The 20,863-nt window shown below is 56.8% G+C and carries 23 protein-coding genes; 10 read left to right on the forward strand and 13 right to left on the reverse strand.

All coding sequences use genetic code 11. The annotated features are described in order from the left end of the window. Positions 1 to 93 precede the first annotated feature (93 nt). The 7 genes from infC to cobA form a co-directional block, all read right to left on the reverse strand. On the reverse strand, positions 94 to 684 hold the full coding sequence (gene infC / locus ACR0D6_RS07860; protein WP_480765249.1) for a translation initiation factor IF-3: 591 nt from the start codon (positions 682 to 684) through the stop codon (positions 94 to 96). Positions 685 to 799: 115 nt separating this feature from the next. Then, positions 800 to 1,633, reverse strand: a complete 834-nt coding sequence (locus ACR0D6_RS07865) for a ferredoxin--NADP reductase (protein WP_480765082.1) — start codon at positions 1,631 to 1,633, stop codon at positions 800 to 802. Between the two features lie 108 nt (positions 1,634 to 1,741). Further along, entirely contained in the window at positions 1,742 to 2,149 is a 408-nt protein-coding gene (locus ACR0D6_RS07870; RefSeq protein WP_170652287.1) for a DUF934 domain-containing protein, read from the reverse strand. Then, positions 2,146 to 2,907: a phosphoadenylyl-sulfate reductase gene (locus tag ACR0D6_RS07875; RefSeq protein WP_170652289.1), complete on the reverse strand. Its 762-nt coding sequence runs from the start codon at positions 2,905 to 2,907 to the stop codon at positions 2,146 to 2,148. Before ACR0D6_RS07875 ends, ACR0D6_RS07870 begins: the two co-directional genes overlap by 4 nt. Continuing rightward, complete coding sequence (locus tag ACR0D6_RS07880; protein WP_480765083.1) at positions 2,897 to 4,561, reverse strand: nitrite/sulfite reductase; 1,665 nt, start codon at positions 4,559 to 4,561, stop codon at positions 2,897 to 2,899. Before ACR0D6_RS07880 ends, ACR0D6_RS07875 begins: the two co-directional genes overlap by 11 nt. A gap of 65 nt (positions 4,562 to 4,626) precedes the next feature. Next, on the reverse strand, positions 4,627 to 4,941 hold the full coding sequence (locus ACR0D6_RS07885; protein ID WP_170652293.1) for a DUF2849 domain-containing protein: 315 nt from the start codon (positions 4,939 to 4,941) through the stop codon (positions 4,627 to 4,629). Continuing rightward, positions 4,941 to 5,717, reverse strand: coding sequence for a uroporphyrinogen-III C-methyltransferase (cobA, locus tag ACR0D6_RS07890; protein WP_480765084.1), 777 nt, complete (start codon positions 5,715 to 5,717; stop codon positions 4,941 to 4,943). The genes ACR0D6_RS07885 and cobA overlap by 1 nt, the downstream gene beginning before the upstream one ends. A gap of 142 nt (positions 5,718 to 5,859) precedes the next feature. Here cobA and ACR0D6_RS07895 point away from each other — a divergent pair, with 142 nt between their 5' ends. Next, complete coding sequence (locus ACR0D6_RS07895) at positions 5,860 to 6,339, forward strand: Lrp/AsnC family transcriptional regulator (protein ID WP_170652297.1); 480 nt, start codon at positions 5,860 to 5,862, stop codon at positions 6,337 to 6,339. Between the two features lie 57 nt (positions 6,340 to 6,396). On the opposite strand, the gene ACR0D6_RS07900 is transcribed toward ACR0D6_RS07895, so the two are convergent. Then, the gene (locus ACR0D6_RS07900) at positions 6,397 to 7,578 is read right to left on the reverse strand and encodes a cytochrome P450 (RefSeq protein WP_480765085.1); all 1,182 of its coding nucleotides are present in this window, start codon (positions 7,576 to 7,578) and stop codon (positions 6,397 to 6,399) included. Between the two features lie 46 nt (positions 7,579 to 7,624). On the opposite strand from ACR0D6_RS07900, the gene ACR0D6_RS07905 reads away from it, so the two are divergent. From ACR0D6_RS07905 to ACR0D6_RS07930, 6 genes are all read left to right on the forward strand, one after another. Then, positions 7,625 to 9,358 carry a sensor histidine kinase gene (locus ACR0D6_RS07905; protein ID WP_480765086.1) on the forward strand — a complete coding sequence of 578 codons (1,734 nt, stop codon included), beginning with the start codon at positions 7,625 to 7,627 and terminating at the stop codon, positions 9,356 to 9,358. Continuing rightward, positions 9,355 to 10,584, forward strand: coding sequence for a sigma-54-dependent transcriptional regulator (locus tag ACR0D6_RS07910; RefSeq protein ID WP_480765087.1), 1,230 nt, complete (start codon positions 9,355 to 9,357; stop codon positions 10,582 to 10,584). The genes ACR0D6_RS07905 and ACR0D6_RS07910 overlap by 4 nt, the downstream gene beginning before the upstream one ends. 353 nt (positions 10,585 to 10,937) lie before the next feature. Further along, on the forward strand, positions 10,938 to 11,939 hold the full coding sequence (locus tag ACR0D6_RS07915; protein WP_480449743.1) for a DctP family TRAP transporter solute-binding subunit: 1,002 nt from the start codon (positions 10,938 to 10,940) through the stop codon (positions 11,937 to 11,939). A gap of 115 nt (positions 11,940 to 12,054) precedes the next feature. Beyond that, positions 12,055 to 12,732: a TRAP transporter small permease gene (locus tag ACR0D6_RS07920; protein ID WP_480765088.1), complete on the forward strand. Its 678-nt coding sequence runs from the start codon at positions 12,055 to 12,057 to the stop codon at positions 12,730 to 12,732. Continuing rightward, a complete protein-coding gene (locus ACR0D6_RS07925) occupies positions 12,732 to 14,108 on the forward strand; it encodes a TRAP transporter large permease (protein ID WP_170652309.1) in 1,377 nt (458 codons plus the stop codon). The genes ACR0D6_RS07920 and ACR0D6_RS07925 overlap by 1 nt, the downstream gene beginning before the upstream one ends. Positions 14,109 to 14,283: 175 nt before the next feature. Beyond that, entirely contained in the window at positions 14,284 to 14,730 is a 447-nt protein-coding gene (locus ACR0D6_RS07930; protein ID WP_480765089.1) for a nucleoside deaminase, read from the forward strand. A 5-nt stretch (positions 14,731 to 14,735) separates the two neighbouring features. On the opposite strand, the gene tpiA is transcribed toward ACR0D6_RS07930, so the two are convergent. Together tpiA and ACR0D6_RS07940 are read right to left on the reverse strand one after the other, a co-directional pair. After that, positions 14,736 to 15,485, reverse strand: coding sequence for a triose-phosphate isomerase (gene tpiA, locus ACR0D6_RS07935; RefSeq protein WP_480765090.1), 750 nt, complete (start codon positions 15,483 to 15,485; stop codon positions 14,736 to 14,738). A 151-nt stretch (positions 15,486 to 15,636) separates the two neighbouring features. Further along, on the reverse strand, positions 15,637 to 16,008 hold the full coding sequence (locus ACR0D6_RS07940; protein ID WP_170652315.1) for a HesB/IscA family protein: 372 nt from the start codon (positions 16,006 to 16,008) through the stop codon (positions 15,637 to 15,639). A gap of 231 nt (positions 16,009 to 16,239) precedes the next feature. Here ACR0D6_RS07940 and ACR0D6_RS07945 point away from each other — a divergent pair, with 231 nt between their 5' ends. Next, entirely contained in the window at positions 16,240 to 16,581 is a 342-nt protein-coding gene (locus ACR0D6_RS07945) for a hypothetical protein (protein ID WP_480765091.1), read from the forward strand. Between the two features lie 299 nt (positions 16,582 to 16,880). On the opposite strand, the gene ACR0D6_RS07950 is transcribed toward ACR0D6_RS07945, so the two are convergent. From ACR0D6_RS07950 to ACR0D6_RS07960, 3 genes are all read right to left on the reverse strand, one after another. Continuing rightward, on the reverse strand, positions 16,881 to 17,243 hold the full coding sequence (locus ACR0D6_RS07950) for an SUF system Fe-S cluster assembly protein (protein WP_170652319.1): 363 nt from the start codon (positions 17,241 to 17,243) through the stop codon (positions 16,881 to 16,883). Between the two features lie 100 nt (positions 17,244 to 17,343). After that, a complete protein-coding gene (locus ACR0D6_RS07955) occupies positions 17,344 to 17,622 on the reverse strand; it encodes an NfeD family protein (protein ID WP_480449738.1) in 279 nt (92 codons plus the stop codon). Beyond that, positions 17,622 to 18,512, reverse strand: a complete 891-nt coding sequence (locus tag ACR0D6_RS07960) for an SPFH domain-containing protein (protein WP_170652323.1) — start codon at positions 18,510 to 18,512, stop codon at positions 17,622 to 17,624. Before ACR0D6_RS07960 ends, ACR0D6_RS07955 begins: the two co-directional genes overlap by 1 nt. Positions 18,513 to 18,685: 173 nt before the next feature. Between ACR0D6_RS07960 and ACR0D6_RS07965 the strand changes: the two genes are divergently transcribed. Together ACR0D6_RS07965 and tgt are read left to right on the forward strand one after the other, a co-directional pair. Continuing rightward, positions 18,686 to 19,597: a nucleoside hydrolase gene (locus tag ACR0D6_RS07965; protein ID WP_480765092.1), complete on the forward strand. Its 912-nt coding sequence runs from the start codon at positions 18,686 to 18,688 to the stop codon at positions 19,595 to 19,597. 63 nt (positions 19,598 to 19,660) lie between these two features. Further along, on the forward strand, positions 19,661 to 20,791 hold the full coding sequence (gene tgt / locus ACR0D6_RS07970; RefSeq protein ID WP_480765250.1) for a tRNA guanosine(34) transglycosylase Tgt: 1,131 nt from the start codon (positions 19,661 to 19,663) through the stop codon (positions 20,789 to 20,791). The last annotated feature ends 72 nt before the right edge of the window (positions 20,792 to 20,863 follow it).

Below are 20,863 nucleotides of genomic sequence, written 5' to 3' on the forward strand. Positions count from 1 at the left end.
GAAACCGTTCATGAACGGATGAAACGAAATCTGATAAAAAAAGCCCCGCCTTTTGGGTGCTGGCAGGGCTTCGTCTGTTTATCAAGGGATGGGCTATTTCTGCGGCAGCGGGCCGATCATCATGATCATCTGACGGCCTTCCATCTTCGGCATGTTTTCGACTTTGCCGATTTCCTTGATGTCTTCGGCGACACGTTCCAGCAGTTCGCGCCCGAGATTTTGGTGTGCCATCTCGCGGCCACGGAACCGCAGCGTGACCTTTACCTTGTCGCCGTTTTCCAGAAACTTGACCACGTTGCGCATCTTGACGTCATAGTCGTGGGTGTCGGTGTTGGGTCGGAATTTGACCTCTTTCACCTCGATGATCTTTTGTTTCTTGCGCGCTTCGGCTTCGCGTTTTTGCGTTTCGTATTTGAATTTGCCGAAATCCATGATCTTGCAGACAGGAGGATTGGCATTCGGCGAGATCTCGACAAGGTCCAGACCAGCCTCATCGGCAAGTTGCATAGCTTTGGCGGGATGAACCACCCCGACATTTTCGCCTTCTGCGCCGATCAGGCGGATTTCGGGGGCACGGATCTTGTCATTGACGCGCGGGCCAGTATCTCGTTGCGGCGGCGCGTTGTGAGGTCTGCGGGCTATGGGTTCATTCCTTTGATAATTGCAGAAATTCGAGGCTGGAATTTAGACTGGCGCTCAAAGCGTTTCAAGCGCCATCCGCATTGGGGCGCCTGAAAATCTTGGGAATCGCATCGGTTTTTGCCGGTTGAGCACCATCGCCCCCAACCGGCAAGGCAGTTCAGCCGACAAAAGCCTTTTCAATCACGAATTCCTTCGGGTCCGAGTTTGCGCCTTCACGCAGGCCGAACTCTTCCAGAATTGCTTTGATATCGTGGTTGAAAGCGAGCGAACCACACACCATCGCACGATCAGTTTCGGCCTGAATGCCGTTTTCGATGCCAAGGTCGGTAAAGACAGTGCCGTCTTTCAGCAATTCGGTGATACGGCCCATCTTCGGGCTCTCTTCGCGGGTTGTTGTCGGGTAATAGCGAATCTTGTCGGCGAAGCCCTCGCCGATCAGTTCGGCCAGCAGTTCGTCCTGACGGATGCTGTCAATCAACTGACGACCATATTCCAGTTCGGCAACTTCGCGGCAGGTATGGGTGATGATGACCTCGTCATAATCCTCATAGGTCTGCGGCTCGCGCAGCAGAGAAGCGAAGGGGGCAAAGCCGGTTCCGGTGGCAAAGAACCACAGACGTTTTCCGGGCAGCAGCGCGTCATGCACCAGCGTGCCGACGGGCTTTGGCCGCAGGATGATCTGATCGCCCGGCTTGATGTGCTGCAGTTTCGAGGTCAGCGGGCCGTCCTGCACTTTGATCGAATAGAATTCAAGTTCCTCGTCCCAGCTGGGGGAGGCGATGGAATAGGCACGCAGCAGCGGTTTGCCGTTGTCGCCCAGCAGGCCGATCATCACGAACTCGCCCGAGCGGAAACGCAGGCTGGCGGGGCGCGACACCTTGAACGAGAACAGGCTGTCGGTCCAGTGTTTCACGTCCAATACTGTTTGAGCGTCCGGCAGGACGGGGGCTTTGACGGCGGTTGCTTCGGTCACGGATTTCATCTCTGTCATCGTTTCACTGCCGATCAACTAAACCGGCATCTCCGTTTAATCTTTGATTCAAGTCAGGAAAAGGGGGCAGATTGCCCCCATCCCGTCACAAGCTGGCGATCGGCGGAATTATCCGCGCAGGCGGGCCTGATAGTTGTGACCCTGCCAATTGGCGCGGGCCAGCCATTGATCTTCGGGCTGGCGGGCTGCCAGAGCATGATCGATTTCAACTTCGTCAAAGCCGCTGCGGCGCGCCATGGCGTATTGATCCGCCAGAACGTGGCCTTTGGCCCGCAGACGACCGGTGAACCCCTTGAGCCGCAGCGTGCGCGCGATCGTAAAACCGCGTCCATCGGCGAACGAGGGGAAATCCACCCGCACCATTTTCACGCCGCCCAGACGATCCACCAGATCATCCGGGTCAGTATCCGAGGTCACGTCCAGCGCAACCACGTCATTGGCGGCATCGTCAAGCGTGACATAGCCGTCGGTCCAGTCATCAGGGGCAAACCCCTCATCCGTTACGATTACGTTCATGTTTTCTCTCCGGCGCGCACCATCTTGCCATCGACAAAATGAATGCCGCATTCTTCCTTGTTCTGGTCGCGCCAACGTCCGGCGCGGGGGTCTTCGCCCTCTTTGACCGGTGAGGTGCAGGGCGCACAGCCGATCGAAGGGTATCCTTTGGCCACCAGCGGATGCCGGGGCAGGCGGTTTTCGTCCATATAGGCGCGCACATCCTCGGGCGCCCAGTGGGCCAGCGGGTTGACCTTGATCCGGCCTGTACCGTCCTCGACTTCAAAGAAATCGAGCGCGGCGCGTGTGCCCGCCTGAAACCTTTTGCGACCGGTGATCCAGCCGCAATACCCTGCCAGCGCCCTTTGCAACGGAAAGGTCTTGCGTAAATTACAGCAGGCGTCGGTATCGCGCAGCCGCAGGGCTCCGTAGGGATCGTCACGCTGCACATCCTCGTCATCCGCGCGGATGATCTGGACATTCGTCAGCCCCAGCCGTTCGCTGACCTCCTGCTGGTAAGTCAGCGTTTCGGTAAACAGCATCTGCGTGTCGATGAACAGGACCGGCGTTGCCTTGTCGACCACCGCTGCCATGTGCAGCAACACAACCGATTCTGCCCCAAAGCTTGAGACAAGCGCCAGGTTATCCACCGCCTCCAGCGCGCCATGCATTACATCATGGGCGCTGTGGTGGCGGAACCGGGCATTGAGCGCCTCGACCTTTTCGGTCAGTTCACGGCGGTCCTTGCCCAGTTCGGTCTGGATCAGGTCAAGCGGCATTGGCCTGTGCCTCGGGGTAGAGGGCCGCCTTGAATGGCGCCATACCCAGACGACGATAGGTTTGCAGGAATGTCTCTTCAGGTCCTTCGCGGTGTTCGAGGTAGGCTTCGACCAGACGCTCAACCGCCGGGACGATTTCGTCATACGAAAAGCCGGGTCCAGCACGTTCACCAATGGCCGCGGTTTCGGTTCCGTCACCACCCAGCGTGATCTGGTAGTTTTCGACGCCTGCGCGATCCAGACCCAGGATGCCGATGTGACCGACATGGTGGTGGCCACAGGCGTTGATGCAGCCCGAGATCTTGATCTTCAACTCGCCGATATCATGCTCCAGCTTGAGGTTCTCAAAGCGGGTTGCGATTTGCTGCGCAACCGGGATCGAGCGGGCGGTCGCCAGTGCGCAGTAATCCATGCCGGGGCAGGCGATGATATCGCTGATCAGGCCGATATTTGCGGTGGCCAGCTCATGCTCTTTCAGCTTCGCATGGATCGCGGGCAGGTCCGATTTGTGGACATGCGGCAGGATCACGTTCTGCTCGTGGCTGATGCGCAGCTCGTCATAGGCGAACTCTTCAGCCAGATCAGCCATTACGCGCATCTGCTCGGCAGTCGCATCACCCGGCGTCTGGCCGTGCTTCTTGATCGAGATCGTGACGATCGCATGATCCGCGTTCTTATGCGGCGCGATGTTGGTGTCGACCCACGAGCGGAAGACCGGATCGTTGGTGTATGCACTCTCGAACGAGGCAACCGAACCTTCACGGAAGGTGGGCGGAGCAAAGTGGCCTTTGATTTCCTCCAACAGGTTCATATCCGCGCCTTTGAACTGCGGGCGGACCTTCAGGAAGCGCTCGTTCACCTTTGCGCGGATCGCGTCGATGCCATGCTCGTGCACGGTGATCTTGATGCGCGCCTTGTACTTGTTGTCGCGGCGGCCGATCTGGTTCCACACGGAAACTGTGGCTTCGAGGTAAGCCAGCAGGTCGTCAAAGGCGACGAACTCGGACAGCTCTTTGCCGATCATCGGGGTGCGGCCCAGACCGCCGCCCACGATGACGCGGGCGCCCAAAACGCCGTCACGCTCGACCAGTTGCAGGCCGATGTCATGCGCCTTGATCACGGCGCGGTCATTTTCGCTGCCGGTGATGGCGATCTTGAACTTGCGCGGCATGAACTGGAATTCAGGGTGGTCGGTGGACCACTGGCGCAGCAGTTCGGCATAGGGGCGCGGGTCGGCGACCTCATCCGCGGCGGCACCGGCGAAATGGTCCGCCGTCACGTTGCGGATGGTATTGCCCGAGGTCTGGATGGCGTGCATGCCAACCTCGGCCAGCGCGTCCAGCATATCCGGCACGTCGTTCAGTTTCGGCCAGTTGTACTGGATGTTCTGACGCGTGGTGAAGTGGCCATAGCCCTTGTCCCACTTTTCAGCCAGCAGGGCCAGTTGGCGCATCTGCGCGCTGTTGAGCGTGCCATAAGGAATGGCAACCCGCAGCATATAGGCGTGCAGCTGCAGATAAAGGCCATTCATCAGGCGCAGGGGCTTGAATTCATCCTCGGTCAGCGAGCCGTCAATGCGGCGCTCGACCTGCGCGCGGAACTGCGCGTTACGTTCTGCCAAAAATGCTGTGTCGAACTCGGAGTAGCGATACATGATTAGCTGTCCTTAGTTGCAGCCCCGAACCTTGGGGCCTTGAAGGGGAGAGAGAGGGCCAGAGGTCAGGCCCGGGGCTGCGGGGAAGTTTCCTGTTTGCCGTGGGCATAGTTGGACGGACCAGTCCGGCGGAAGTCTTCCCGGAAATGGGTGGGCTCGGGGCCATTGTCGCCGGCAACCGCGTCGGCCAGATAGGCACCGACGATCTTGCTTGCCTGACGTTCGGCATCCAGCAGGCGGACCTGCGCGTGGGCTTCGTCGGTGATCAACTCGGCCTCGGACAGCTCGCGCGACCAGCGGTCGTCTGCGGTCAGATAGACAACGTCACCTTCCAACAGGTCGTTGGCGGTTACCACTTTGGGGGTAAAAGCGCGGGCCATCAGGCGTGCTCCTTCTTGAATTCGGTCAGGGCCTGAGCCGCCTGTCGCGGAGCGAGGCCATAAAAGGTCAGGGTGGGGCCGTCCATTTCGGCGGCGTTCAAATCACTGGGCAGCTGGTCCAGCGTGGTGGTCAGAATGCGTTGATCGGAGCGCGTGGCGTTTTCCACCAGCGTCACCGGCGTATCCCGGTCGGCGCCGTGCATGATCAGTCGACCCTGAATAAAGCGGGCAGATTTCTTGCCCATATAGATCGCGGCCACCGAACCGGGCCTCGCCAGTGCGGTCCAGTCGTGATCGGCAAAGCCTTTCATGTCGTGGCCGGTCAGAAAGCGAACCGAGGAGTTGCGGCCGCGCCGTGTCAGGCTTTGGCCAATTCCCGCAACAGCCGCCGAAGCCGCCGTGATGCCGGGAACGATCTGCCATGGAATGCCTGCGGCCTCGACTGCCTCAATCTCTTCATCCAGACGCCCGAACACGGTCGGGTCGCCGGATTTCAGACGCACCACGCGCTGGCCCTTCAAGGCGTATTTTACCAGCAGGGCGTCTATGTCTTCCTGTTTCCAGGATGGGCCGAAACCGGCTTTTCCAACATCTAGCAGAGAGGCATTCTTGCCAGCCAGTTCCAGAACCTCGGCGCTGATCAGGCGGTCATGCAGCACGACATCAGCGCGCCCAAAGGCGTTCAGCGCCTTGAGCGTCAGCAATTCCGGATCGCCGGGACCCGCGCCGACAAAGTCGACGTGCCCAATGCCATCATGTGAATGCGTAAGCTGCATGTTTCGTCTCGGGTTGGTTTGACTTGATCTGCAATATAGGAAATATTCCCTACCAACCGCCATACTGGCGCTTAAATAAGAACATACGTTCCAACGTTGCCCTGCAAAGGGACGCTGGTTTCAAATGAGAGGTAAAAAGGGAATGTCGGTTCGGATAGATGACACAGATCGGAAAATTCTGGCCGAGCTGCAGAGGGATGCCAGCCAGTCTCTGGATGAAATCGCCTCGCGTGTGAGCAGTTCGAAGACCCCTGTCTGGAATCGAATCCGCAAGTTGAAAAGCGCCGGCGTTATTGGTCAGCAGACTGTTCTTCTGGATGCCGAAGCGCTGGGTTTCGAAGCGACGTTCTTTGTCCTTATACGTACCTCAGAACACGAGGCCGAATGGCAGCAACGCTTCCTAAAGGCGCTGCGTGATCGACCCGAAGTGCAGGAGGCTCATCGGCTGGCTGGTGACATCGATTATATTCTTAAAGTGCGGGTAAAAAATGCACGTGCCTATGATGCTTTTTATCAGGCTCTGATTTCCGAAGTCAGGGTGCACAATGTAACCGCACTGTTGTCGATGGAGGAAATCAAATCGACTACGATGCTGCCTCTGAACGCGCTGGCTGAGGCATGACGTTTGCGTAGGAGGGCGTTGCCCCCGTTACCCATGGCTACTCTCCGGGTTTGATGATCAGAGTGAAACCTGCAATCTGGTCAATCCGTGGAAGTGATAGCTGTCTGCGTATTCCGGTTCTGACGCGAGCCGAAGCGACGGGCAGCGCTCGAACAGGATTGGCAGAGCTATGCGCATTTCCAATCTGGCGAGTGGTGCGCCGACACAGAAATGCAGGCCTCCTCCAAAACTCGTATTGGTTTGAATGTCCCGAGCCGGGTTGAAGGTACTCGGATCAGCCCAGATTTCAGGATCACGGTTCGCAGCACCCAACAGCAAGGCAACCTGGTCGCCGCGTTGAAATTTGTGGCCGAAAAGTTCAGCATCTTCATAGGCGTAGCGGGTGAACATATGAAGCGGTGGATCAAACCTCAGTATCTCTTCAACCGTTCTGTCTATGCGATCAGGCCTGAAAACCCGTGCGTCGGCACCTGTTTCCAGCAGAGTTTTGACGCCGTTTCCAATGGCATGAACCGTCGCTTCGTGCCCGGCGTTCAGCAGCAAAATGCAGGTGGAGATCAGTTCTTCGCCAGAGAGTTTTTCACCTTCCTCCTCGGCGGCAATCAGTCGGGTTATCAAATCGGGGCGCGGGTCATTTCTGCGATGATCGACGTAGCTGCGCAGAAAATCCGCGAATTCTTTTGACACCTGGGCGGCATCGTCCTCGGTTTGTCGCGTTCGGCTCGCCTGGTACATTGAGACCATTGCGTGCGACCAGCGAAGCAATTGTGGCGCCTTGTCTTCGGGAACACCCAACAGGCGGCAGATGGTGACTACCGGAACTTTCGTGCAATAGGCCTGCAACAAATCAAATTCCGTATCCGGAAAAGCGTCGATCAGCTGATGGCATAGTTTTTCGATATCGGACGCAAGTGCCGAGATAGAGCGTGACGTGAACGCCCGAAGAACCAAACCGCGAAGACGGGTATGGCGCGGTGGTTCCGCTTCCAGCAGGGAATGCGCTTCGATCTCCAGCCATGGGGAGAGATGTTTGGGCCCCTCGGATGCGAGTTCCTTCGGAACTTCGCGCCCAAAGCGTTTGTCCCGAAATAGCGCCTGCACCGCCGCATGCGAGGCCGCTGCAGGCATGTTGTATTCGGGCCAGAAGAATAGTGGGCCCGCATCCCGGGCCTTGGCGTAGAATTCGTAGGGATGCTGAACAAATGACGGGTCTGTCGGGTCTTGGCTCAATCTCTTCATGCACGCAGACTTGCCATGAGGCGCCGTGAATGCAAGACCCATAGTCATGCGTCGCGTTTGGACAATTGCTGGATTCCTGCTGGCTGTCGGCCTGCTGTCGTCTGCCGTCTGGTCTTATGGCTATCGGCAGGCACTTAATCAGTTGAGCGAACAGGCCGAGGCCGATCTGGAACTGGCCTCAGACGGGTTGAGCCTGCAGTTGCAGGTTTATCAGGAACTTGCCGTATTGATGGCTGATCACCCCGGTTTACGTGGACTGATCGATCCTGAAAGACGGAACGACGCGCAGGCGCTTTTGCTGGAAGTTGCAGACAAGACTGCCGCAATCGATGTTCTGTTTGCTGACAACAACGGGCAGGTGCTGGCCTCGGCGCAGGGTGTGAGGGCCGGAACGGTTGATAACGATCCAGCCTTCAGGCGTGCCATGCAGGGCGCGCTTGGAAGCTCGCACGGGATTCTGCAATCCGAAGGCAACCGGATATTTTCATATGCCGCGCCCGCATTTGGACCGGATGGCCAAATATTTGGCGCTTTGATGATGGTTGCGGATATCGAGGATGTTGAGCGCACTTGGCGCAGCAGTACCGAAGCTGTCTTTTTTGTCGACAGGCCCGGCCATGTGTTTATCACCAATCGATCCGAGCTCTTGTTCTGGAAACGACCGGAGAATGGCATTGGATTGGCGCCGTTGGACCGAGACGCGCCAGAATTTGCATCCGGCTATGTTGGTCAGCATGAAATCTGGCGGCTGGGTTGGGGGCCATATCTGCCAGAGCGGGCGTTGCATCTGACCCGCGACCTGCCCGTAATCGGAATGACGGGCGAAGTGTTGATGGATGTGGCACCGGCACGTCGGCTTGCGGCGTTACAGGCGGCGGCGGTCGCCGCGATCTGCCTTGCCTTTGGCGCTTTTTTGTTTCTTGCGATGGAGAGACGACGCTCGTTAGCTGATGCGAACGCGGTTTTGGAAAGCAGGGTAGCCCAGCGAACCCGCGCTCTGACGGCCGCGAATACCGCATTGCGACACGAGGTTGCGGAACGGCAAGAGGCTGAGGCAGCGCTGAAGCGGGCGCAGGCTGATCTGGTGCAGGCTGGCAAGCTAAGCGCTTTGGGGCAGATGTCGGCAGGCATCAGTCACGAGCTAAACCAACCGCTGATGGCGATCCGCCAGTTCGCGGATAACGGTGCGGCCTTTCTGGCACGTGGAAAAGAACAGAAGGCTGGTGAGAACCTAGGCAGAATTTCTGAAATGGCGACCCGTATGGCACGGATCATCAAGAATTTGCGTGCTTTTGCCAGAAATGAAAGCGAACCCATGGGCAAGGTCGATCTTGTGCAGGTTCTGAACGCTGCGGTTGAGCTGACCGAGGCGAAGCTTCGCGCAGACAGCGTGGCACTGGATTGGACACCTCCGGAAGGTCCGGTTTTTGCATGGGGAGGAGAAGTGCGACTGGTTCAGGTTTTCGTCAACCTGATCAATAATGCTGCCGATGCGATGGAAGGGCAGGTCGGCAAACGCATTTCCATAGAGCTCCGAAATGGTGCCCGGTTGACGGTTTCAGTGCGCGATACCGGACCGGGGATCAAGGACCCCGAGCGGATGTTCGAACCGTTTTATACCACCAAATCTGTCGGTGCCGATGAAGGCATGGGGCTTGGTTTGTCGATTTCTTACGGGCTGGTGCAGAGTTTTGGGGGTGAGATTCGGGGCGCAAACACCACGGAAGGTGCGGAATTCACCGTTGAACTTGACCCGTACAGAGAGGACGAGGCCGCATGATCCGTAAGGTTTTACTGGTCGATGACGACGCAGCTGTGCGAGAGGCGTTGAGCCAGACGTTGGAACTGGCGGATTGCGACCCGGTTGCCGTCGGTTCCTTCGTTGCGGCCAAGGATTACATCAAACCTGACTTTCCCGGCGTAATTTTGTCTGACATGCGAATGCCGGGCCGCGACGGGTTTCATCTTTTGTCCTATGCGACGGATGTGGATTCCGAGCTTCCCGTTATTCTGCTGACGGGTGAGGGCGATATTCCGATGGCCGTGCAGGCGATGGGGCAGGGTGCGTTCGACTTTCTGGAAAAGCCGTGTGCGGCATCCGATTTGCTTGCCGTGCTCAATCGTGCTTTTGCCGCCCGGGCGCATGTACTTGAACAAAGGGCGTTGAAACATGAGCTGGAACGCGGAGACCCCGCAGCGCGGTTGCTTTTCGGCTTATCGCCTCAGGCCGAGGATTTGCGCGAGCGGGTGCGCAATGTGGCCCCAACGCAGGCCGAGGTGCTGGTAACCGGCCCCCCGGGCAGTGGTATTTCGAAGGTGGCCGAAGTGGTGCACCTGATGTCGCCCGTCGGACAAGGGCCGTTCGTGAAGCGATCGACAGCCGGTCTTGAGGCGGCGGAACTGGCTGAAATTTGTGAGGATGCCTCTGGCGGTTCCCTGTTTCTGGACGAAGTGTCTTCGATGCCGGAAGCGACGCAGTACGCGGCGCTGGATCTGATCGAAAAGGGAGCAGATGCCCGCATCATCGCGGGTACAACGGCGGATCTTGGGCGTCTGGTCGCGGAAGGTTCTTTCAATGCCGAGCTGTTCTATCGCCTTGATGTCATGCGGGTGCGAATTCCGTCTCTGGCTGAACGTCCCGAAGATATTCCGGTGATTTTTCGGCAGTATGTATCACAAGCGGCCGAGCAGGCTGGCATTGCTGCACCAGAGGTTACGCCCGATCATCTGGCAGAGTTGATGGCCCAGGAATGGCCGGGAAATGCGCGATCACTGATGTCCGCCGCGATGCGCTTTGTGCTGGGTATGCCCGAAGACGTTGCACAGGCAACCGATCTTGGTTTGGCCGAACAAATGGCGAGGGTAGAGCGATCTTTGTTGATTGCTGCACTCGGCCGTCACAATGGGAAAGCGTCGGCAGCGGCCAGCGCGCTGAAATTGCCGCGGAAAACGTTCTACGACAAGTTGGCGCGATACGGAATTCGGCCCGAAGATTACAAGCGTTGACGTATCGAAATACTCCGACCGCAGGGGCGCTTGAACCCAGAGGTCACCGGTATTCAGCCTGATACTCTTCCGAAGCAACTTGTAATCGGCTGATTCGGTTTCGCGATTCGAAAACCGTGCGAAAATCCGCACAATGTAGCTTGGGACTGTGCGGAATTTCGCACACCTCAAATTCCATGTTTGAAATGCAGATTAAATAACTTCCATACAGAACTGATATATAAAAGAATTTTTACTCCCTAAGCTTCCGAAAGCAAAGTGTTGAGCGAGAAGTTGTGATTCGCTTCACTCCGCTCATCGCGACGCCGCAACTGGCGAATTGCAGTACGTCTCAAAATCTGGGGAGGAAAGAAATGAAACTTTTGACAACCGCAGCCACCGCTCTGGCACTGTCTGTTACCGCTACTGCCGGTATGGCGGCATGTGACGACGGTGAGATCGTGGTCAAGTTCGCGCATGTGACGAACACCGACAAGCATCCCAAAGGCATCGCAGCATCTCTGCTGGAACAGCGCGTCAACGACGAGATGAATGGCGTGATGTGCATGGAGGTGTATCCGAACTCGACGCTGTACAACGATGACAAAGTGCTGGAGGCGATGCTGCAGGGCGACGTGCAACTGGCCGCGCCATCTTTGTCCAAATTCGAAAAGTTCACCAAGCAATTCCGTCTGTTCGACCTGCCGTTCATGTTCAAGAACATTGAAGCGGTTGACGCATTCCAGGCGTCGGATGACGGGCAGGCAATGAAGGACAGCATGCAGCGTCGTGGCCTTCAGGGGCTGGCATTCTGGCACAATGGCATGAAGCAGATGTCGGCCAACAAGCCGCTTATCGAGCCGACGGACGCAAATGGCCTGAAATTCCGGGTTCAGTCCTCGGACGTTCTGGTGGCCCAGATGGAAGCCATTGGTGGCAGCCCGCAGAAAATGGCATTCTCGGAAGTATATGGCGCTCTTCAGCAGGGTGTTGTCGACGGGCAGGAGAACACCTGGTCGAACATCTATGGCAAGAAGTTCTTTGAAGTTCAGGATGGTGTGACTGAAACCAATCACGGCATCATCGACTATCTGGTGGTGACCTCGGTGGACTGGCTGGACAGCCTTGACCCCGAAGTGCGTGAGCAGTTCTTGACCATTCTGACCGAGGTGTCCGAGACACGGAACAAGGAAGCCTTTGCCGTGAACGAAGCGGCCAAAGCCTCGATCACTGATGCGGGCGGTATCATTCGCGAGCTGAATCCCGAACAGCGTCAGGCCTGGGTCGATGCGATGAAGCCGGTCTGGGACAAGTTCGCTGGTGACGTGGGTCAGGACAAGATCGACGCCGCACAGGCAATCAACGCCGGGTACTAAGCCCCGTAACAGGCGTAGCAGTCCGGGGGCTGGGGAGTAACACGGACGAGCACGCCGGGCGGGCCGCTACAGGCCCGCCGCCTTTAATAACTCATAACATTGCGGGGATATTCAGATGTCTGGTGCGAAATCCGGCCCGTCAGGGCTGGGCGACCAAATCGAAGAAACTCTGATCGCGTTGCTTCTTGGCCTGATGACGGTCGTCACTTTTGCCAACGTTATCGCGCGGTTTGTGTTTAATTCCAACATCCTGTGGGCGCTGGAACTGACCGTTTTCACCTTTGGCTGGCTGGTTTTGCTTGGGGCGTCTTACGCGGTCAAGAAACATGCGCATCTGGGTGTCGATGCCATTCTGAACTTGCTTGCACCGGGTCCTCGCAAAATTATGGCGCTGGTTGCCGTCGCCTGTTGTCTTGTGTTTTCGTTGCTGATGCTCAAGGGCACCTATGACTATTGGGCTGTCTTCGCAGATTTACCGCCGACTTCGGGGCGTTGGTTCCCGACGGGGTTTGATACCAGCGCGCGCAGTCAGAGCTTTTACGAGGTAGACGATATTCCGATGGTCGCACCGCTGCGCTTTCTGGAAGACCTGATCAACTACGGCGAAACCTACGAAAAGCTCCCCAAGGTGGTTCCGTACTTTGTGCTGCCTCTTTCGATGTTGTTGCTTGTCATTCGATTTGCGCAGGTCGGTCTGCAGATTTTGCGGGGAGAAACCGACCGGATCGTCGCCAGCCACGAAGTCGAGGACGAACTGGAACAGGTTCGCGCCCAGCAGGGAGAGCATGACTGATGGACGTTGTCATCCTGTTTGCAATGGTCATCGGCCTGCTGATGATCGGTGTGCCGATCGCGGTTGCGCTTGGCCTGAGTTCCACCCTGTTCCTTCTGGTCTATTCGGACAGTTCGCTTGCCTCGGTCGCAGGTACTCTGTTTGAGGCGTTCGAAGGCCATTTCACACTGCTTGCCATTCCATTCTTCATCCTCGCGTCGTCCTTCATGACGACAGGCGGGGTTGCGCGACGCATCATCCGCTTTTCGATTGCCTGCGTCGGTCACTTGCCGGGCGGTCTTGCAATAGCAGGCGTGTTTGCCTGTATGCTGTTCGCCGCGCTTTCGGGGTCTTCTCCGGCGACTGTGGTCGCCATTGGCTCAATCGTCATCGCTGGTATGCGTCAGGTCGGATATTCCAAGGAATTTGCCGCAGGCGTGATCTGTAACGCCGGTACGCTGGGCATTCTGATCCCGCCCTCTATCGTGATGGTCGTCTACGCCGCAGCGGTCGAGGTCTCGGTCGGCAGGATGTTCCTTGCAGGCGTCATTCCCGGCCTGCTGGCGGGGCTGATGCTGATGGTCACCATTTATGTCATGGCCAAGGTCAAGGACCTGCCAAAAGGGGACTGGAAAGGTTGGAGCGAGATTTTTGCTTCAGCGCGCGAGGCCGGTTGGGGTCTGTTCCTGATTGTCATCATTCTTGGCGGCATCTATGGCGGCATCTTTACACCGACCGAGGCCGCAGCCGTGGCCGCCGTCTATGCCTTTCTGATCGCCAGCTTTGTCTACAAGGATATGGGACCGCTGTGTTCCGAGGGTGATGCGCCGAACATTCCGCTGGTCAAAAAGCCTTATGCACTGGTCACGGCATTTTTCCACCCCGATACCAAGCACACGCTGTTCGAAGCAGGCAAACTGACTGTAACGCTGCTGTTTGTCATCGCGAACGCGCTGATCCTCAAGCATGTGCTGACGGATGAGCAGGTGCCACAGCATATCGCCTCGGCGATGCTGTCGGCTGGTTTCGGTCCGGTCATGTTTCTGGTGGTGGTTAATGTGATCCTGTTGATCGGCGGCCAGTTCATGGAACCTTCGGGCCTGCTGGTCATCGTCGCACCGCTTGTATTCCCGATTGCCATCGAGCTGGGTATCGATCCCATCCATCTGGGGATCATCATGGTGGTGAACATGGAGATCGGGATGATCACACCTCCGGTCGGCCTGAATCTGTTTGTCACGTCCGGTGTAGCGGGAATGCCAATGATGAGGGTCGTTCGCGCCGCACTGCCATTCCTTGCGGTACTGTTTGTCTTCCTGATTATGGTGACCTACATCCCGTGGCTTTCGACGGTGCTGCCCAACGCAATCATGGGGCCGGAAATCATCACCAATTGATCTCCGAGAAATAATGAGACTGCCGGGCAGTTCATGCCCGGCAGTTTCGTTTTTTGTAGGCTGGTCCCCCATCCCCAAATATTCCGCGCTTTTTCATGTCAAAACAAAGGGCTGGGCAGGGGCGGTACGGACAGCTAACCTGCTGCTAGAATAAGCAGAACGTTGGTGAAACTTTATGCTGAATGAAATCGACGAATTATTGTTGCGCGTCGCGTATGGCGAGGCAAAGACCGGATTTGACGAAGGCGGGTGCCCGATCGGATCAGTCTTGGCGCGTAACGGTCAGGTGGTGGCACAAGGCCGAAACCGACGCGTTCAGAATGGAGATCCCATTGCTCATGGTGAGATGGATGCCTTGCGAACGGCGGGGCGGCAAAAGACCTATCGCGATACGGTTCTGTATACCTCTTTGTCCCCCTGCATGATGTGTGCCGGAACAATTGTTCAGTTCGGGATACCGCGCGTCGTCATTGGAGATACCCAAAATTTCGGCGGCAATGAGGATTTCCTGCGTTCGAACGGGGTCGAGGTTGTTGTTGCCGACGACCCCGACTGTATTGCGTTGATGAAACGGTTTATCGAAGAAAAACCCGAACTGTGGGCCGAAGATATTGCCGAATAGGCGCGTCAGACGGATTCTAGGGCGTTCACAATCTCAGAAAAGTCAGCAGCCTTTAGGCTTGCACCGCCGACCAGTGCGCCATCGACATTGTGCACAGCAAATATTTCGGCAGCGTTGTCCGGCTTGACCGATCCCCCATAGAGCAATCGAACGGAACGCCCAACACCTTCGCCAAAGCGGCGTTCCAGCCGAGCGCGGATAAAGTCATGAACCTCGCCTATCTGGTCAAGTGTCGGCACTTTGCCCGTGCCGATGGCCCACACAGGTTCATAGGCGATCACAAGGTTCTCTCCAGTCGACTGGTCGGGGATCGAGCCCGACATTTGCCCGCCGATGATATCCAGCGTGTTGGCCGCTTCGCGCTGTTCCAGGCTTTCACCGACACAGATGATCGCGGTCATGCCTGCGTTCATGACGGCCTTGGCCTTGGCACGGACGTCCTCGTCCCGTTCTCCGTGGTCTTCGCGCCGCTCGGAATGGCCGACAATAACTGCGTTTGCACCGGCATCGCTGAGCATGTCGGCGCTGATATCACCGGTATGTGCACCCGAAGCAGCGGCATGGCAATCCTGACCGCCAACAGAAACAGAAGTTTCACTCAGGCTTCTTGCCGCCCGATCCAAAAGGGTCGCCGGAGGACAGATCAGTATGTCGATGGATGGGGAAGGGTGGTTGCGGGCCAGCGCATCCAGCTCTCCGAGGGCTGCGCTTACACCGTTCATTTTCCAGTTACCTGCCGCCAACTTGCGCCGCATTCGACCGTCCCTTTTTGAGTTTCGTGTTTTGTAACCCGATAACATCCGACAGGGTCAGAGACAATCGCAGGCACCTTCATTCAGCCGAACTGATGCGATATTCGGTCGGCATATGCAATCTGGAGTTTTACGTCAGAACCCATCGGGAAGGTTACTGAATACCCGGACTTTGATCAGCTTCCTTGAACTTGATGGACTCGCCGCAGCCGCAAGCATCCACCACGTTGGGGTTTTTGAATTTGAAACCGGACTCGAGCAATGAAACCTCGTAATCGATCTCGGTTCCGAAAAGGAACATCTGTGCCATCGGTGCGATCATGACGCGCGCGCCGTCCTGCTCGACAACTTCGTCGTGCGGGTCGGACTGATCGACATATTCCATGGTGTATTCCATTCCGGCGCAACCGCCTTTTTTCACACCGATACGCAAGCCTGCATGGCCGCCCTTGTTCATCAGGCGGATAATCTGCTCTGCGGCCTTGGGCGTAATGGTCACGGCCTGTTTGCCGGGAATGCCGAACATCGTGTTCTCCGTTTTCGCGCGTTGCCAACAATTTAAGGCCGACTTGCGGCGGGCTCAAGGGAAGTTGGTCAATCAAATACACCTTTTGTTAGGTTCAGGTGCCGAACTGCACTGTTGTTTCACACGTGCAAGTTCTTGCATCCCGATCCTTTCACCCGATAGGCTGCCGGTTGTTGACCATTCATTTAATTCAAATCACCGGATTATTTGGTGAAAAAGGGGAACATCGTCATGAGGCTGAAGCCTGTTTGGAACTTTACGGGAAAAGCAATCCCGGCCATTTCCTTTTTGCTTGTTTTGGGGATGCAAAGTCCCGCGCTGTCTGAAACGGGCCAGAAAACGCATCCCGTCAACTGTGCCACGGCTGAGGGGGATTTGCGGGCACTGAACGCAGAAAAAGAACATGCTGAACAGCAACAGCTGCTGGATGTCACCGCGATAACCCCCGCCGGAGCACTTCTGGGCCTGATCAAGGGTGACGAACAACAAAAGCTACAGATGTTGTCCGGTGACTACGTCAAGTCATTGGATGCGAGGATCGCGGAAACAAAGGAACAATGCGGAATTTCCTGACGGCCGGTGTTTCGTCACCCGCTCCTTAATGAAAGTGGGCCGCCCTCGGGCAAGAGCGGCCCCAATTCTGGGCCTGAAGTATTTGGGGACGACAGAAGGTCAAAAGCCCATACATACAGCTCATTTCACGGAAGTGATTAAACTGCCGCAGCTAACGCGTGCTGCTTAGCTTTTCCCACCCCCGTAAATGTTGATGTGGCGCATTTGTTGCGTGCCAATGTGTCAGGCTGTTAACCGATAGGTAACAGTAAGACGAATGATTTGCGACAAGTCCTTGGTTTCAGGAGGAAACCCGGGCCTTACATAAAGCCCAGTTCAAGGCGCGCCTCGTCCGACATCATCTCCATACCCCAGGGCGGTTCCCAGGTCAGTTCGACGTCGACTTCTTTGACACCGGCAACGGGTTCGATTGCCTCCATGATCCAGCCGGGCATATCGCCTGCGACCGGACATCCGGGGGCAGTCAGTGTCATGATCACCTTAACGGCGCTGTCGTCACTGATTTCGATCGTGTAGATCAGACCGAGGTCGTAAATATTGACTGGAATTTCAGGATCAAACACTGATCTGCAAGCTTCGACCACTTGTTCGTACAAGGGGTGTTCAACGGTCGAAGGCGCGATGAGTGGTGTGCCTTCAAGCTGTTCACTGGGATGGGTCATTCAAGCCTCGGATCAGTTACCTGAGCGATTATATAGGGAACCCCTGCGTCAGCGTCCAGAGGGGCAATGGCGCGCAGCAACGCGCGCCACGCCAATTTCTTCAGTCGTTGATATCGTGATTAAAGGTCTTCACCTGCCCATGAGGCAGAGCAAACATCCGTCGCAGGATCAGCCAGGCGACAAGCGACAGTGCCGCAAAGATCAGCAACAATACCGGCAGCGAGGGCGTTATTCCGGGGATCGCCAACAAAATTCCTGTAATTGCAGCCCCGATAGCAAATCCCAAAAAGATAAAGCCCGGCAGAACAACCTCAAGAATGGCCAGAACAAGTGCACCAGCCAGCCAGAGCCACCATGTCAACCAAAACGGGTCTGCCATTACTTGCCTCCCTTCAGCATCTTGAACGCATCGCCAAAGGCCTCCAGCGCGTTGGCAGGCACGACGATGGTCTGTTTACCCGTACCGTTGCCAAGGGCGTTCAGCGATTCGACCTGCTTCAGCGCAACCTGATACTGCGCCGCTTCTATACCATTGTCCTGAATGGCTTTGGCGACAACACCTGTTGCATAGGCTTCGGCCTCGGCCTGAATACGCCGGGCTTTGGCAGTCTGTTCCGCGGCATAGAGTTCGGCGTCGGCCTGCAATTCGACTGATCGTTTCTGACCTTCGGCTTCGGTCACCTGTGCGCGACGCGCCCGTTCGGCGTTCAACTGCTGCAGCATCGCGTCACGGGTGGCCTGATCAAGATTCACATCCAGAATCTCGGCGCGGGTCACTTGTATGCCCCAGTCATCCACAGCCGTTTCAACGCTTTCCTGAATGCGTGAGATCAACTGAGCCCGGTTTGACTGAACTTCATCAAGATCCATTTTACCGATCTCTGCCCGGACGATACCGGCCACGGTGGTTGCAATCGCGCCATCGACGTCACGGATGCGGTAGACAGTCTTTTCCGGTTCCAGAATACGATAAAAGACAGAGGTGTCGATCTGGACGAGAACGTTGTCTTTGGTGATCGCATCCTGGGTGGCGTTGGGCAGCTGGCGCTCGAGAATCGAGATTTGGTGGCGCGCAACATCCAGAAACGGCACGATAAAGTTGATGCCGGGGCCAAGCACCGAATGCAGGCGCCCGAACCGTTCGACCACAAATTTCTCGGATTGCGGCACGATCTTGATGCCTTTCAGAATGATGACAACGATAAATACCGCCGCCAACAGGAATATGATGTTCGATGAAATCAATCCGATGATCTGGTCTTCGGTCATGTCTGTCCTCATTATTGTGTACGACGGTATACATTTGGGGGTTGAGTCGTCGATTTTCAACTCTGGTATGAATGGAGCGTGCGTGGCGCAAGTCTGTCCGTGTAGGCAGGTGTCATGCAATACCCGGCGTGTGACTGCTTTGCATCCTTGCCCGATTGCGCTATCGGGCGCGGATGAAACTTGTAATCGACACCGATCCAGGCATCGACGATGCCATGGCCATAGCTTACGCTGCTGCGGCACCTGAAATCGAGTTGCTGGGTCTTACCACCGTATTTGGGAACACCCATGTTCATCAGTCCAGCCGCAATGCCCGTTATCTGCTGCACAGGCTCAATCTAAACGTGCCAGTTGCGCAAGGCGCGGCTGTTGCACACGGGGCGGACAACCATCAACCCTCGGATCACGTTCACGGCACGGAAGGTTTTGGGGACGTGATCGATATCCCGGACATCGGCGAAAACGACCAGCTGAGCGCGGCCGAGTTTCTGGTAGACATGGCGCGCCAGTATAAGGGGGAACTTGTGGTTTGCGCGGTCGGTCCGCTGACCAACATTGCTGATGCAATGCGATTGGACCCTGAATTCGCGTCGAACCTTGGCCGTCTTGTAATTATGGGAGGGGCCGTTTTTTGCCCCGGCAACGTCACCGAATATGCCGAGGCGAATATCTATCACGACGTGCATGCAGCCGATGTGGTCTTTGCCGCGCCACCGGAAACCGTTCTGGTCGGGTTGGATGTGACGCTCAAGACGCTTTACGAGACTGCTGACTTTCAGGCGCTGGCAGAACGCTCACCCGACATGGGTGCGTTTCTGCGTGACATTTCGCGTTTCTATCTGAGGTTCTACAAGGATGTTGGCGGGCTGGAGGGGTGTGGTTTGCACGATTCAACGGCCGTTATCGCTTGCACGCACGAGCAGATGTTCGAAACGGCAGAAACAGGGCTGCGTGTTGAAGTTGCTGGACCGGAAAAGGGCGCAACCCGTCCGGATGTATCCCGTCCACCGGTACAGGTTTGCCGCAATGTGGACGGGGCAGGGGTTGTACGCCTGTTTACCGACCGGGTAGCATCGCTGCCTTGACGGGTTGCAATGACCGGGCAGATCGGGCAAATCCTGCGCGGTTCAGCGACCCGAGGCGATGACATGACCGAGCGTTTTTCCTTTGATCTGAAAGCCACTGACGGCAAAGCCCGCACCGGGGTTATTCACACCCCGCGCGGAGAGGTGCGAACGCCTGCTTTCATGCCGGTCGGCACTGCCGCTACGGTCAAGGCAATGATGCCGGAAAGCGTGCGCGCCACCGGCGCCGATATCCTGCTGGGCAACACCTACCACCTGATGTTGCGCCCGACTGCTGAACGGATTGATCGGCTGGGCGGATTGCACAAGTTCATGAACTGGGATCGCCCCATTCTGACGGATTCGGGCGGGTTTCAGGTCATGTCGCTCGCCGGGCTGCGGAAGTTGACCGAAAAAGGCGTGACGTTCAAATCGCACATCGACGGCTCCAAACATGAACTGACTCCAGAGAGGTCGATGGAGATTCAGCGTTTGCTGGGATCCGACATCGTAATGTGTTTTGACGAATGCCCGGCTTTGCCCGCTGACCGAAAGCGTATCGCCGAGTCGATGCGCCTGTCGATGCGTTGGGCTGCTCGGTCGCGTGATGCCTTCGGAGACCGCCCCGGCCATGCGCTGTTTGGAATCCAGCAAGGTGGTTTGGAGCAGGATTTTCGCGAAGAATCCGCAGAGGCGCTGAAAGAGATCGGTTTTGAAGGCTATGCAGTTGGGGGGCTGGCCGTGGGCGAAGGGCAGGAGGCCATGTTCGGAGTTCTGGATTTTGCCCCTGACATGCTGCCAACAGACAAGCCGCGCTATCTGATGGGCGTTGGGAAACCCGATGACATCGTTGGGGCGGTCGCACGCGGAATCGATATGATGGATTGTGTGCTGCCGTCGCGTTCCGGGCGCACCGGGCAGGTCTTTACCCGTTTTGGGGTGGTCAATATCAAGAATGCCCGCCACGCCGACGATCCGCGCCCGCTGGACGAGCAATGCACCTGTCCGGCTTGTTCCAACTATTCCCGCGCCTATCTGCACCACGTTTTCCGCGCTAACGAGATGATCTCGGGCATGCTGCTTACCTGGCATAACCTGCACTATTTTCAGGAAATCATGCAGGGAATGCGCGAAGCGATTGCCGCCGGGACGTTTCAGGTGTGGCAGGCGGAATTTCATGCGCAGCGGGAGCAGGGGGATATCGAACCTCTGTGAGCCTTCTGTGCTTCAGTGACAAATTTCGCGAAACAATGTAGGCTAAAGCCGATTTTAGTCCGCAGTTTTCGT

It is taken from the genome of Ruegeria sp. BJ6 (genome assembly GCF_056537885.1).

What these genes read in the sequence shown, in the direction of transcription:
- ACR0D6_RS07880 (WP_480765083.1), bottom strand. Translation starts at nt 4,561, where the DNA reads ATGTATCGCTACTCCGAGTTCGACACAGCATTTTTGGCAGAACGTAAC.
- ACR0D6_RS07955 (WP_480449738.1), bottom strand. Translation starts at nt 17,622, where the DNA reads ATGGCAGACCCGTTTTGGTTGACATGGTGGCTCTGGCTGGCTGGTGCA.
- ACR0D6_RS07895 (WP_170652297.1), top strand. Translation starts at nt 5,860, where the DNA reads ATGTCGGTTCGGATAGATGACACAGATCGGAAAATTCTGGCCGAGCTG.
- cobA (WP_480765084.1), bottom strand. Translation starts at nt 5,717, where the DNA reads ATGCAGCTTACGCATTCACATGATGGCATTGGGCACGTCGACTTTGTC.
- ACR0D6_RS07920 (WP_480765088.1), top strand. Translation starts at nt 12,055, where the DNA reads ATGTCTGGTGCGAAATCCGGCCCGTCAGGGCTGGGCGACCAAATCGAA.
- ACR0D6_RS07930 (WP_480765089.1), top strand. Translation starts at nt 14,284, where the DNA reads ATGCTGAATGAAATCGACGAATTATTGTTGCGCGTCGCGTATGGCGAG.
- ACR0D6_RS07905 (WP_480765086.1), top strand. Translation starts at nt 7,625, where the DNA reads ATGCGTCGCGTTTGGACAATTGCTGGATTCCTGCTGGCTGTCGGCCTG.
- ACR0D6_RS07870 (WP_170652287.1), bottom strand. Translation starts at nt 2,149, where the DNA reads ATGAACGTAATCGTAACGGATGAGGGGTTTGCCCCTGATGACTGGACC.
- ACR0D6_RS07910 (WP_480765087.1), top strand. Translation starts at nt 9,355, where the DNA reads ATGATCCGTAAGGTTTTACTGGTCGATGACGACGCAGCTGTGCGAGAG.
- ACR0D6_RS07945 (WP_480765091.1), top strand. Translation starts at nt 16,240, where the DNA reads ATGAGGCTGAAGCCTGTTTGGAACTTTACGGGAAAAGCAATCCCGGCC.
- ACR0D6_RS07925 (WP_170652309.1), top strand. Translation starts at nt 12,732, where the DNA reads ATGGACGTTGTCATCCTGTTTGCAATGGTCATCGGCCTGCTGATGATC.
- ACR0D6_RS07965 (WP_480765092.1), top strand. Translation starts at nt 18,686, where the DNA reads ATGAAACTTGTAATCGACACCGATCCAGGCATCGACGATGCCATGGCC.
- ACR0D6_RS07865 (WP_480765082.1), bottom strand. Translation starts at nt 1,633, where the DNA reads ATGACAGAGATGAAATCCGTGACCGAAGCAACCGCCGTCAAAGCCCCC.
- ACR0D6_RS07885 (WP_170652293.1), bottom strand. Translation starts at nt 4,941, where the DNA reads ATGGCCCGCGCTTTTACCCCCAAAGTGGTAACCGCCAACGACCTGTTG.
- ACR0D6_RS07900 (WP_480765085.1), bottom strand. Translation starts at nt 7,578, where the DNA reads ATGAAGAGATTGAGCCAAGACCCGACAGACCCGTCATTTGTTCAGCAT.
- tpiA (WP_480765090.1), bottom strand. Translation starts at nt 15,485, where the DNA reads ATGCGGCGCAAGTTGGCGGCAGGTAACTGGAAAATGAACGGTGTAAGC.
- ACR0D6_RS07915 (WP_480449743.1), top strand. Translation starts at nt 10,938, where the DNA reads ATGAAACTTTTGACAACCGCAGCCACCGCTCTGGCACTGTCTGTTACC.
- ACR0D6_RS07875 (WP_170652289.1), bottom strand. Translation starts at nt 2,907, where the DNA reads ATGCCGCTTGACCTGATCCAGACCGAACTGGGCAAGGACCGCCGTGAA.
- ACR0D6_RS07950 (WP_170652319.1), bottom strand. Translation starts at nt 17,243, where the DNA reads ATGACCCATCCCAGTGAACAGCTTGAAGGCACACCACTCATCGCGCCT.
- ACR0D6_RS07940 (WP_170652315.1), bottom strand. Translation starts at nt 16,008, where the DNA reads ATGTTCGGCATTCCCGGCAAACAGGCCGTGACCATTACGCCCAAGGCC.
- ACR0D6_RS07960 (WP_170652323.1), bottom strand. Translation starts at nt 18,512, where the DNA reads ATGACCGAAGACCAGATCATCGGATTGATTTCATCGAACATCATATTC.
- tgt (WP_480765250.1), top strand. Translation starts at nt 19,661, where the DNA reads ATGACCGAGCGTTTTTCCTTTGATCTGAAAGCCACTGACGGCAAAGCC.